Raw genomic sequence first — 13,841 nt, forward strand, 5'->3', positions numbered from 1 at the left:
TTTATAGATTCACAAGATAAGCCCGTACATCTCAGGGGCTATCGGCAAGCCGTTCCAGCATTGGAGAGAAGCGCTGGTTAAAACAAGATAGTCTAGCGTTATTTCTTCCTGTTGTATCGCCTGGACACGGTTATCGGGTGGAGAGTTCTAAAAAATAGTGAACAAACGGTCAGATTACCCCCTGGGATGATGCTCTCGGTGCAGTTCTGACAGCCTGTGGTTGGCAATATGGGTATAGATCTGGGTGGTGGACAGATCGCTATGGCCAAGCAGCAGCTGGACCACTCGAAGATCTGCACCATGGTTCAGAAGGTGAGTGGCAAAAGCATGTCGCAGGACATGGGGGGAAACGTCGGTGGTGATACCAGCAATCGTATTGTAACGCTTGATCCGATGCCAGAAGGTCTGCCGGGTCATTGGAAGTCCCTGACGACCCGGAAACAGGGTTCGGCTGTCATACTGGTTCAGCAGATCACCTCTTGCCTGTCGTATATATTGCTGCAGCCATTCAATAGCATTCTGGCCCATGGGGACCAGCCGTTCCTTCCGGCCTTTACCGATAATACGGAGCACTCCCTGTCTGAGATTAATATTGTCCATCTTCAGGTTGACCAGTTCTGAGATTCTCAGGCCGCAGGCATAGAGGATCTCAAGCATGGCACGATCACGAAGACCAATGGCGGTATCGGTATCCGGGCTGCTGAGCAGTGACTCTACCTCTTCTTCTGACAATGTTTTTGGCAATGCCTTGCCCTGGCGGGGCATGTCAATATTGGCCGTAATGTCAGTGGTGATCTGTTCAGATTGCAGCAGGTAACGGTAGAAGGCTCTCAGGCTGGAGATTTGCCGGGCAGTTGATCGTGGGTGATAACCCTGCTCATAACGCCAGCCCAGAAACCGGCGAAGGTCCTCCTCGCTGGCTGAGAGTAATAGCTTGCCGACGTTTTGTGTGTGCTTTTGCAGCCACTCAGAGAAGAGCAGCAGGTCCCGTTGGTAAGCTTCACGGGTATTTTTGCTGAGCCCTCGTTCAAGCCAGAGGTGTTGTAAAAATGCCTGTATTTCCATAGAAGCGGGGGTTGGCATGGCAATCAATAGATCCAATATTGCACGATAGTGTAGATAATATCAGTTCTCTTTGCACAGCACCTTAACCAGGAGGCTGCCCGAGCGCAGCTAAGGAGTTGTCTGGAAATAACTTCCCTATTTTCATTGCCTGACTCCGTTCGGACTGAGTGCTGAGCTTGACGAAGTATCGAAGTTCGGTGGCACGACCCTCCGATACTTCGTCAAGCTCAGCACTCAGGGTGAACGGAAATCGGGAACTTATTCAAAGACATAATACCAATACCGTTCGTGCTGAAGCCTGTCGGAGGACCCATAGGGCCTAAGGGCGTACACTCCGGACTCTGATAGATCGTGCCAAGCACCCTTCGACTTCGCTCAGGGTGAACGGAGATTGTACACATAAACTTATTGAAACCATGTACTATCTCCTGCATCGATGCAGTCGTGCGATGTTTTAACGCTTGTCTTATTTTTCCTGTTTTATATTATGATTTTTCTTCCATACTTTTTTGATCCTTCTTCCTTTATATTTATATTCAGCGATGCCTCAAAATCTTCTAACTGCTGGTGATAGACAGACTCAACTGGATTCAGGCTTATGATTAACCATTAGCTGATAACTTTCCGAATCAATTTTATCTTTAGCCAGATCCAGAACTTTACTATCAATTTTGATGTCGGGGTGTGAAAGTAAACACCTGATACAACCTGATTCGCCTGCAAATACTGCCAGCATCAAAGCCGTGTAGCCGTCATTCTTTTGTGCATTGATTGACGACTCACCCTGTTCAATCAACAGCTTAACGCAGTCGACATAACCGTTTCTTGCTGCCGACATTAATGGTATCCAGCCATCCTTGTCAGTCAGGTTTGCTTTAATTCCCGGGTGTTTCAGAAGCGCCTTCAGACAGTTCGTTCGCCCATATCTTGCTGCGTGTGTTAATGCGGTCCAACCGGCATTGCACTGCGCATTCGGATCAATTTTTTCCTGTTTCAGAAGCTCTTCAAGACACTTCGTTTGCCCATTTTCTGCAGCATGCATGAGAGCAGTTTTGCCGATATTATCCCTCTCGTTTACGTTAATGACGTTCGTCGCCAGAATTGCTTTGAGGCAATCAATCTGGCCATTTTTTGCGGCCATCATTGCCAGTGTTAACCCTTGTTTATTACGAACATGGATCAATACTCCGGCAACATTCAGCAGTTCAGTCAGAGATGTCAAATTACCACTGATTACTGCATCCAGGATCTGTTGAAATTGTTGCCATGGTTGACACTGTGCTACATTACAGGACTGCGCATACTGCCATGCGGTTTTACCGTAATTATCTGTTATGTTGATGTCTATATTCGGTTGTTTGAGTAATAACGAGGCACAACGTTCATCCCCTCCATTTGCTGCCAGAATCAAAGCCGTAGCGCCATCTTTTTTTTGTGCATTGAGCGACGAAGGGTCATGTGCAAGCAACGCCTCAACACAGTCCCCATGACCGTTTCTTGCTGCCGACATTAATGGCGTCCAGCCATCAATGTCAGGCAGGTTTGCGTCAATTCCCTGTTTTTCCAAAAGTGCCAACAAACAGTCCGTTTTCCCGTTTCTTGCTGCGTACATTAATGCGGTCCAACCTGTACTGCCCCGCGCGTTCACTTTGATGTCTTTATGTTTCAAAAGTTCTATCAGGCTATCCGTATGCCCGAGTTGTGCAGCCAGCATGAGTGCAGTAGCTCTATGTTTGCCCCGAAAATTCACATCAATTTTTTGGTGTGCCAGAAGCAGTTCCAGGCACTTCGTTCGCCCATGATCTGCAGCCAGAATGAGAGCAGTCTTGAGTTTGTTTTCCTGCTTGTTAACGTCAATTCCTTCCTGTGCCAGAAGTAGTTCCAGGCACTCCGTTTGCCCAAATGCCGCAGCCAGCATGAGTGCAGTTTGGCCGTTATTTTCTACCTCGTCCACGTCAATGATTTTTTTCTCCAGAATTGCTTTCAGGCAATAAATATTGCCATATTTTGCGGCCAGCATTGCCAGCGTTAACCCAAAAATATTACGCAGATGAATCCATGCAGTGTTATCGTTTTTATTGGTTGTATTGATGCCACTATCGGATTTTTGAAATAATAACGAGACACAACGTTCATCCCCTGCAATTACCGCCATCATCAACGCCGTATAGCCTTCCTTGTTTTGTTCGTTGATCGACGACGCATCATGGTCAAGCAATGCCTTTACACAGTCCCCATGACCGCCTCTTGCTGCCGCCATTAGTGGCGTCCAGCTATTCTTGATACGCAGGTCTACATTAATTTTTTGCTGTTTCAGAAGCACCTTCAGACAATCAGTTCGCCCGTATCTTGCAGCGAGCTTTAATGCGGTCCAACCGTCATTGGTCTCCATATTCAGTTTGATACCGTCATGTGTCAGAAGTGCCATCAGACACTGGATTTGCCCATTTTCTGCAGCCAGAGAGAGTGCGGTATTGCCACTCTTGTCTTGCAAATTCACTTTAATACCTTTCTTTGTCAGAAATAGTTTCAGGTGCTCTGTTTTGCCATATTTTGCTGCTATCATTAACAGCGTTTGACCTTGTTCATTTTTTGAGGTGAAGTCAATAACAGGGTGTTTGCAGAGCATTTCAAATTTTTCTGAGTCAAACTGTAATGTTGAAAACACGACTTTCTGGAATTCAGCTTTAATAAACTTGGTTGAACACTTGTGCAAACCATGTTTTAGTAAAAAGTCAACGATACCAGCCTGTTTCAGTTTAAATGCCCGGTGTAATAAGTCGGTGAAGAAATTACTGGTATGCCCTTTAAGAGATCCCGCAGGCAGATGCGGTAAAAATCCGGTTGACCCTGCTGCATCATCGTTCAGGGTATTAATAATTTTTTCTAACATGATCTCCTTTATTTGAGGGTCAGATTTAACCATTTCGTCCCATTTTTCAGATGCGGTTTTATCAAGGAAAAACTCCAAAAAGTCACCTGGTTTATTGGTGTTGTTCAAAGCATATTGAAAAAGATTGAAACGTACTTCATTAGGGAAGTTATTAAAATCAACTGTTTTTAAGTAACTCAGAGTCAGTGTTTGATGGTTATCCCAGTCCAAGCTGCAGTTGCCACCCTGCATAAGAGGAGTCTCTGTTTTAAAGACCCAGAAATAAAGATTATCCTTCGAGCCAATGTAGGAAGGTGGTGCTTTATCTTTATCTTTATCTTTCTTCGAAAAAAACCGGGAAGAAGCTTCGTCATTTTTCTTGCCAACCATAGTGAGTACGTTCGCGGTAGGAGTGTGATTCAAATAATTATCGATTAACCATACCTGAAATCGCTCCCGACTCTCTGAAAATTCATAGCTCCCATCATCGCAGGGTTTGATGATTGTCCATAGATCAAGCCTGTTTTTATTATTGGTTTTGAACCGAAGATTGATTGGGGTTATGAAATCCTCTTTAATCCCATCGGTGACTTCATTCTTAAATTCTGAGAAAGAAACAGGACGGGTTAGCCAGTGTTCTTTATTTCGCTTTTTTAAAGAGGATACTAAGTCCTGGTAAAATACATCTGTCAGTTTATTAAGTATTTCGAACTCCGGCATCAGGGATGGCAGGATAATTTCAAGTCGATCAATCATTCCTGGATTATTATTGAGATTTACATGGTGACCGAAATCTTTAAGGGGTTCCAAACCAAACTGTTCACAGATTAAATTGTAAAGTTCACTGTGCGTGTGTACTTCATTCCCTAATCCAAATTCATCCTTATCACTGGCACGCTCTTTTATCAGAAATAATTTAACGCCATAATCCAGTAACCCGTGACGAATCTGCAACAGCACCTTTTGTGGGTCGCGGGAGTTCTCGATGCTGGTAAATCCACTTTGAAGGCGGGTACCATTGCCCCCAAGACAATTGTCTATCCCTGAAAGAATCTCATGAAACAAAGTGCAAAAACTGTCTCTATTTAAAGACCATTTATCAGCATCATCAGGATTTTTCGCTTCCAGCTCAAGAAACCGCTCAGTTCGATGAATGATTTTATGGAGATAATAACGAGTATCCTTGAATGTTATCAGGCTGTGAGGTTTTTTATCATCATATTTCAGATCATCTGAAATCTTTGTGTAAAAGGTATCAATTTGATTATTATATTCATTGCTGATTAAACGCTGTGTCAAAGTCTTCAGCTTGCCAATGTCAGTCAGAAACTGGGTTTTCATTTTGATGTAGCTGACAGGTTGATCCCTTTTAATTTCTGCCAGTGTTCTAACATCTCCATTAGGGAAAGCAACGTAATCATTTATTTTCTCATCCAGGTTTTGAGTGCTTTCGGACAATAATGGCTTCTGGAATAAAACAGGGTGATATTTTGGTATCATTTATTCTTTACTCTTGATTATTTAATGTGACTATTCAGTCCCAATAAAGAGTGATTGTATCTTATCAAAAAGTTATATGGTTAGCTACTTGCTGGTTATGATGCAAAATCATAACATGTTGGCGTAATCCAGGCGCGCTGATTATGCACCATATCCGAGATTTACGGGTTTTTGAGAATGTACAAATTAAACCCATTTTATATCGATTGATTCAGGGTATTGGTTATGGAAACGTACATTGGAAAAATTAGCAGGCACCATAAAAGGGGGCTGAATGCTATTATCGAAAAATGATTTTATGCCAGCTTTTCACTGTTGTGCCAGGAGAGCCTGCCAGGCGGGCTCCCCCATACATCAAGACTGGCTGTCGATGATTCTGGGAATATCGGCAGCAGGGGTTGGCATGGCAATCAATAGATCCAATATTGTACGATAGTGTAGATAGTATCAGTTCTCTTTGCACAGCACCTTAACCAAGAGGCTGCCCGAGCGCTGCTAAGCGTTGATACCAATACCGTTCGTGCTGAATCCTGTCGAAGGACCCTTAGGGCCTAAAGACGGAAACTCCGGACTCTGATAGATCGTGCAAAGCACCCTTCGACTTCGCTCAGGGTGAACGGAGATTGTACACGTCAAACTTTTTGAAACCATGTACTATCTCCTGCATCCATGCAGCCGTGCGGCGTTTTAACTCTAGTCTTATTTTTTCTGTTTTATCTTATGCTTTTTTTCTTCCATAGTTTTTCGATCCATCTTCTTTTCTTCCTTTATGTTTATATTCAGCGAAGCCTCAAAATCTTTTAAATCATTTATACCTTTCCCGTAAAATTCTGAAGGTGTACCACCATTGCTGTGTAAATCCTCCCCATTTGATTTTTTGTATTGGTTATAATTTATTATTGGAGGTATGTATTCCCCCCCAGCGCACATTGCTCCCTGGCTCTTTGGCCAGAACTCATCTTCTATTTTCCCCCGACTTTCCTTCAAGGTGCATCCATGTTTGATTAATTCAATCAGTGTTTCTTTATTGTTTTTGTGCGCTGCAAAATGGACAGGCCTGGCACGTAGATTAGTCTCTATGAATTTTGATGCGCCAAGATCATTTATCAGGTACGAGATAAGTGTATGTTTGCCCAGGTAACATATCAAATGAAGCGCGCAGGTACCATTAACAGATAATGTTTTATTTATGTTGGACATATTTTTCAATAACAATTTACTGATATCATCGTTGGCATGTGTGAAAGAGAAATAAAGCAAAGAATCTGTTGCGTATTTACCACACCTGTCCGAGACGGCTCCAGTATTCAATAATTTTTCAGTAGTGTTAAGATTATTGTTTTTAATACTGGAATAAAGTGCAGTTTGTGCGTATCTAATTGGGCCCAGCTTCAGATTCGCTAATAATGCATCTATAACCTGATCGTTCAAATTTAACTTACATGCAGTAGTAATAGGGGTATTACGTTTGGAATCCGACACATTGACATCAATGCCAGGTTGTTGGCAGAGAAAAAGTATGGCGTCCTGGTTGTTCATGCGAACAGCCAGGCTAAGAGCGGTATCACCATTTCTCATGCGAGCGTTAATATGAATACCGTCCAGCTTACAAAGATATTCTAACACTGCCCACTGATTATTTAAGGCAGCCAGAGGCAAGGGATGAAGTAATACTTCTGGATCATTTGGATCTCTCAGAGAGTCAATCATTAACTTGGGGTGAGTTTGCTTCAGGCGCATGATAGTGTCTAAATCACCTGCCACGCACGCATCATAGTACGTTATATTGAAATCGTCACGGCTAAGTGGTGCCTGCATTATAGTTGGCAGTGCTGATGCCCCGCAGACGTCGTCCGGATCGATATTTTCGGGATTCCTGTTTGTTTCATCACCACTTGTATGTGTGTTGGCAAAGCCAGAATGATCCGAGCCCGGTATAGGCTGTTCAGGTGCTGGTAGCGCACTTGGTGTAGTGTCTGTGGAAGCAACAGCTTCGGTTGTTTTTTCAGGCTTTTCTGTAGGCAGTAATTGTAATTTTTGTATTAATTTCTGGAATATTGTTGTTGGTTTTGTATCTTTTTCATTGTTTTTAATTCCATGTTTCTCCTCATAGTTCATCATCTGTACTTTATCACCTTCATAAATTTCCAAAGGTGTGCCACCCTCATTAAATAATTTTTCTCCGTTTGATTTATTTGCCTTGGTAAAGTCTATTTTTTGTGTATGACGACCATTAATTATTTTCTTTTTCCAGAAGTCTTTTTCTATTTTTCCTTTTCCTACAAACAGGGTGCATCCATGATCGATTAATCTGCGCAATGTTGTTGCGTTATTGTCATGCGCTGCATAATGAACTGCCATGGAATTATATTTATTGGTCAAGGATTTCGAGGCTTTGCGCCTGTCTATCAGGTAAGTAATGATGTCATCTTTACCTGTTAAAGCAGCAAGATGCAGCACACGAGCCCCGGCTTCGGATATTTTTTTATTTATGTCTGTCAAACAACTCAATAACAAAATACTAATCTGATCGGAGGCATTTGTGAAAGAAATGTAAAATATGCTGTCTTTTCCATCACTATGCATGGTGTCAACAGGTGCCGCCCCGTTATATATTAATATTTCAGTAGTTTTCAGATTGTTGTTTTTAACGCTATGGGAAAGTGCAGTTTCACCGTTTTTGTTCGGGCCCAGGTACGGCTTTTTTTCCAATAATGTTTGTAAAATACGATGGTCTGAGTTTTTTTCACAGGCTAAAATAATAGGTGTGCAACCGAGGCTGTTTTCCACATTTACATCAATGTTTTGTTGTTGACAGAGAAAGTGTACGGCTGCCCCCTGGTGATTTCTGATGGCAAAGTGGAGAGCGGTATTTTTATCAGGCCCACAAGCATTTATATCAATATATGGATTTTGGCAAAGAAATCTTAACACTCTCCGCTGATTACGTTCGGCAGCCAGATGCAGGGGATGAACTGATATTGTTGGGTTGTCCGGATGCGTCAGAAAATTATTCATTGACTGGGGATCAGCAGCCTGGAACAGCTGTACAATTCTCTCTACATCATCACTCAGACAGGCATGAAAGTATATATTATTGAATTCATCCGGATTTAATGGCTTGGCAGTTAAGGGTGGCAATGCACATGCCCCTTCAAGGGTGGCCGGGAAGGGATTTTCGTTAATCTCGTTTTCTTCTGGCCGGGGCATGCCAATCATTGTCTCATACAAGGGGAACAGCTCAGCATACGTTGGCAGATTGTAATATGAATCGTCAGACCTGTGGGGGTAGTCTGGTGGTGGATCTGACGGTAGTTGATATTCATCAGCAGTATCATGCCCGGTTTCTTGACCGCAGGGCGGGACAGTCATCGTGCTATCAACAGGATGCGGCAACATGGTTCTTTGCCCGATGCTCATCGCCTGAGGATGGGACGATGGTGAATCTGACAGATCGGTAAAGAGTGAGGTAGAAGATAAACTCTCGTGAATGTGGCGGTTATCGAAGTCACCTGAATTCCCGGGAGCACCATTATTATTAGTGGTTGTGTCTGGAATTTGATTCTGTGGGTTAGTTGAAGTAGCAAAGGAAACTGTATCTGTAACAGTAACCGGATTGCCAACGGAGTAGTACATGGTACATGCCTTATGTCTAATTGGGTATTTCCAAAGCCAGTTTCGGTTTCGTTGTTGGCCTTTGAATTTCCTGATAGCGCATCACTATAGTACTACTGTTGGGATAAGCCATAAGAGAATCTGAAATGCCGTGCAAAAACTGAACGTTAACGAACTTTGTTAATTAATGCCTTTGTTCAGACCGTAAAGCTAATCAATAGTTCAAATGCTGCCTTCTTTGACTGCATTAGTCACTTTATTATGGTTTTCAAATTTGCCAGATCAATTATGGTACAAGATTTCAATGTGATTGATGAGTTCCTTTTATCTTCTATCAATGGCTCCCAAGCTCCGTTCGTCCTGAGCAGAGCCGAAGGGTGCTCAGGGTGAACGGAGATTGTACATATCAAACTCATGATGCACTATGCACACCATTGCTACCTGCATAGCACCTGAGCAATGAGTTTTAGATCACTCAAATATATAAGTTCTAATAGGTACTCATATTTTTCTCAAAATTCTGATAAATGGGTTTATCTTTTTCCCCCCCTCTGGGCTATGCAATTCTGTCTCTAGTTTTACTCCTTTTTCCTTCAGTTTTTCTCCTTCTAAATTCAGTTTATTCAGTTCTTTTTTTAATTTTTTCAGTTGTTTTTTTTCTTTGCTTGCTTCTTTTTCTTCCTGTTTTATTTGTTTTTGTTCATTTCTTTTCTGTTTCTGTTTTTCTTCTATGTATTGCTTATGCTGTTTTTGTCTTTCCTCCATTCTTGCTTTGTCCTTATTTTTTTCTTTATTTATGTCTATATTTAGTGATTTTTCAAAGTTTTCTAACTGAGTTATATCAAACATTCCATAAATCTCTGAAGGTGTACCACCATGGTAGTATAAATGACACGCATTTGGTTTATTGTAACTTTTAAAATCTACAGTTGGAGGCACGTGTCCAGCCAAAAAAGAATAAAATCCATTGTTTTTCTTTCGCCAGAAATCGTCTTCTATTTTTCCAGGACGTTCGTTCAAGGAACATCCTAGTTCGATTAATACATACAGTGCTTGTGAATGATCATGATGTGCCGCATAATGAACTGGCATGGCATGATCTTTATTTTCTAAAAATCTGGATGCTTCACAATCCTCTATCAAGTGCCTAATAAGTGTTCTTTTGCCTAAAAGAGAGGCTAAATGAAGCACGCGAGCATCTTTTTTAGTTACTGCTTGATCTATGTCGGGTAAATAACTCACTAATAATTTACTCATCTCTTCGTTGTCATCCTGGAAAGCGATATAGAACACTGAGTCTTTCCCATCTTCTTCAACCTTGCCAACGTCAGCTCCAGCCTCTAATAACATTTTAGTAACGGTAATGTTACGGTTTCTAACACTGAATCCAAGTGCAGTTTTTTGATAATTATTCGGCTTCAGACTCGGTTTATGCGCTAATAATGCTTCTATAACCTGATCACTCAAATTTAACTCACAGGCAGAAATAATAGGGGTATTTCTGGTGGCGTAATCTGATAAATTGACGTTAATGAGTGGTTGCTGACAGAGAAAAAGTATAGTCTCCTCCATTTTCTCGCAGACTGCCAGATTAAGAACTGTCTCGCCATTACTCATGCGAGTATTGATATTAATTCCATCCAATACACAAAGAAATTTTAACGCCACCCACTGCTTATTTGAGGCAGCCAGATGTAAGGGATGAATAAATGCATTTCGATCCTTTGGATCTACCAGAGAGTCTATCATTAAATCGGGACGAACTTGTTTCAGGTATTTTAAAGTGTCTATATCACCTGCCTGGATTGCATTAAGGTACATGTTTTGGAATTCTTTGTCGTCTAATTGCTTCTCCATCATGGCTGGCATTGCTGATGTCCCGGGCACGTCGTCCATGTTGGTGAACCCTGGTGGAAACCTCCTGTCATTTACATCATAACAGGTCAACTCACTGTGCATTGCTAAATTTCCGCTTTGGTGCGTGTAAGCAAGAGCAGAGAGATCTGAGTCTGGAGCAGGCTGTTCAGGTGTCGATGGTGTACTTAATGTAATGCCTGTGGCAGCATCATTGTCAGTTGTTTTTTTATTATTTTCTTCAAGTATTCTAATTTTTTGTTTCAGAATTTCTGATTTCCTTTTTTTGTCTATTTTTTTCTTCTCCAGTTCTTTTTTTTGTTTAATATTTTGCTCTATAATTAGCGCTTTTTTTCTATCTGATTCTTTTGCTGCTTTAATTGATTCTTTTGTATGGCCACATTTTTTCTGGTGATTTATCATCTGATAGATATCACCTCTAAAAAATTCCGAAGGTGTGCCACCCTCTCTAAATAACGTATATCCTTTATCACCATATTTATTTCGGTCTATTTGATATCCAGCCAGACGGGTTTTTACCATCTCCCAAAAGTCTCTTTCTATTTTTCCTTTTTCTTCATACATGTTGCATCCAAGATAAATTAATGTGCGAAATGTTGTTGCATTATTTCCAAACGCTGCATAATGGACTGGCATTGATTTACCTTTATTAGTTACAAATCTTGAAGCATTAAGAGTTTCAATCAGATAAACAGCAATTTTAGTTTTTCCTGTGAAAGCAGCCAGATGCAATACCCGGGCATTATTGATGGATATTGGTTGATTTACGTCCTCCAGAGAATCCAGTAGCAATATACTGATTTCGTCAGCGGCTTCAGTGAAGGAAATATAAAATATGCTGTTTTTTCCATCGTTATGTTTCTGGTCAACCTTTGCACCAGATTCTAGTAATTTTTTAGTGGTTTCCAGATTGTTGTTTTTAACGCTGAAGGAAAGTGCAGTTTCGATTTGTTTTTCCTCGTCCAGAACCGGTTGAGTATTCAATAAGGCATCTATTATCTGAGCGTCTGCGTTTTTTGAACAGGCTAACATAATAGGGGTGAAGCCGCTTTTATTCTTCCGATTTACATTAATATCATGGCGTTGACAGAGAAATTTTACGACTGCCACGTTATTGTGATCGATAGCTAAGTGGAGAGCAGTATTCTTTTCAGGTGACGGGGCGTTTATATCAATACACGGAAGCTGGCAAAGAAATTCTAACGATGCCATCTGATTTTTTGCGGCAGCTATATGCAGGGGATGATATAAATATTTCCGTGATTCCGGATATTGCAAAGGGTCGATCATGCGCTGGGGATAATCTCGTCTCAGGTGCTCTATAGCATTTAAGTTACCAGTCGCTAAGGCTTCATAGTAGGCGTCATTGAATTCTTCCGGACTTATTGGCTTCTCAGTAACTGGTGGCCATTCACATGCCCCTTCAGGGTAGTCCGGGATGGGATTTTTGTTCATCCCGTTTGCCTCTGATGGGGCAAAATTGTTCGCTGCCTCAAATAATGCATCCAGAGGATATAGAGTCTCATAATCGGGTGGTGGTGCTGAAGGAATTAGTGACAATGTTGTTGTGTCTGGGTCTGTATCTGTGCCTGTGTCATAACGGACCCACCTGTCATTACTCGGCATTGCACCAGTATCTTCATGGTTTGTGCCAAAGAGGGAAGTAATATCTGAATTTGATACAGGTGGTTCATTAGTATCATCTATAACAGCAGTTTCTCCGGGTAGCCCAGAAGTATTATTTATGGCAACGTCTTCAGGAGTGATTGTGCGTAATTCAAATGATTCTTCGGCAGCAGCTTCTTCGGGCAATTCAGTAGAGTCCTGGCCAACAGCTTCAGGAGTTTCTTCTTGCAATTCAGTAGAACCCTGGCCAACAGCTTCAGGAGTTTCTTCGTGCAATTCAGTAGAATCCTGGTCAACAGCTCCAGGAGTTTCTTCGTGCACTTCAGCAAAATCCTGGTCAGCAGCTTCAGGAGTTTCTTCGTGCAATTCAGTAGAATCCTGGTCAGCAGCTTCAGGAGTTTCTTCGTGCAATTCAGTAGAACCCTGGTCAACAGCTTCAGGAGTTTCTTCGTGCAATTCAGTAGAATCCTGGTCAACAGTTTCAGGCGTTTCTTCGTGCAATTCAGTAGAACCCTGGTCAACGGCTCCAGGAGTTTCTTCGGGTAATCGAGCAGTATCAATGGCAGCATTCACTTCATCTATGGCTACAACAAGTTCAGCTGGACCACTTGCAGCCGCATCATGCCCGTTTTCTTCACTGGAGGGTGTGTCAGTGATAGTGATATCAACATGGAGCGGCCACATGGTTCTTTGCCCGAGACTCTGTCCAGAGAGCGATGGTGAGTCTGACGGAGGATTGCAAATGGATTTGGTGGCCGAAGACTTCCGGTACACCTCGCGATGATCCAGGTCACCGCGAAGCTCGGGGGTGTCCCCATTGGCTGCGCTGGGAGTTGGATTCTGTGGATTAGTTGCAAGAGCTGAAGAAATTGTATCTGCAACAGTCGTAATCAGTACGCCAAGATAGAACATTTATCAGGTCCTTTTTTTAATTAAGTATTTTCAAAGCCTGTTGAGGTTTCCCTGTTGACCTTTGAACTTCCTGATAATGCATTACTATAGTTCTACTTTTGGTATAAGCCGTAAGAGAACCTGAAATGCCGGGCAGTAACTGAAACTTTAACGAACTTTGATAATTTCACTTTTATTCAGATCGTAAAATTGATCAATAGTTCCAATACTATCGTTCTTTTTTTTTCAGCAGGACCGGGGATTTGGTACCTGTACTTTTGTTCTAGTACATGGTTTTAATGATTTTGACGTGTACGATCTCCGTTCACCCTGAGCGGAGTCGAAGGGTGCTTGGCACGATCTATCAGAGTCCTGAGTTTCCGCCCTTCGACAGGCT

At 42.0% G+C, this 13,841-nt stretch carries 4 protein-coding genes; all 4 read right to left on the bottom strand.

Going from position 1 to position 13,841, the window contains the following annotated elements; genetic code table 11:
- Positions 1 to 174 precede the first annotated feature (174 nt).
- The 4 genes from xerD to ACO6VE_RS11235 all read right to left on the bottom strand — a co-directional run bounded on the left by xerD (position 175) and on the right by ACO6VE_RS11235 (position 13,465).
- Positions 175 to 1,083, bottom strand: a complete 909-nt coding sequence (gene xerD / locus ACO6VE_RS11220; protein WP_422461328.1) for a site-specific tyrosine recombinase XerD — start codon at positions 1,081 to 1,083, stop codon at positions 175 to 177.
- Between the two features lie 562 nt (positions 1,084 to 1,645).
- Entirely contained in the window at positions 1,646 to 5,395 is a 3,750-nt protein-coding gene (locus tag ACO6VE_RS11225; RefSeq protein WP_422461330.1) for an ankyrin repeat domain-containing protein, read from the bottom strand.
- A 741-nt stretch (positions 5,396 to 6,136) separates the two neighbouring features.
- Entirely contained in the window at positions 6,137 to 9,073 is a 2,937-nt protein-coding gene (locus tag ACO6VE_RS11230) for an ankyrin repeat domain-containing protein (RefSeq protein WP_422461332.1), read from the bottom strand.
- A gap of 480 nt (positions 9,074 to 9,553) precedes the next feature.
- A complete protein-coding gene (locus ACO6VE_RS11235; protein WP_422461334.1) occupies positions 9,554 to 13,465 on the bottom strand; it encodes an ankyrin repeat domain-containing protein in 3,912 nt (1,303 codons plus the stop codon).
- Between the last annotated feature and the right edge of the window lie 376 nt (positions 13,466 to 13,841).

The sequence above is a fragment of the Endozoicomonas sp. ALB115 genome (genome assembly GCF_049310245.1).
Taxonomy (GTDB): domain Bacteria; phylum Pseudomonadota; class Gammaproteobacteria; order Pseudomonadales; family Endozoicomonadaceae; genus Endozoicomonas.

Excerpts from the sequence above, each read along its gene's own strand:
- ACO6VE_RS11235 (WP_422461334.1), bottom strand. The coding sequence starts at position 13,465 with ATGTTCTATCTTGGCGTACTGATTACGACTGTTGCAGATACAATTTCT.
- ACO6VE_RS11230 (WP_422461332.1), bottom strand. The coding sequence starts at position 9,073 with ATGTACTACTCCGTTGGCAATCCGGTTACTGTTACAGATACAGTTTCC.
- xerD (WP_422461328.1), bottom strand. The coding sequence starts at position 1,083 with ATGCCAACCCCCGCTTCTATGGAAATACAGGCATTTTTACAACACCTC.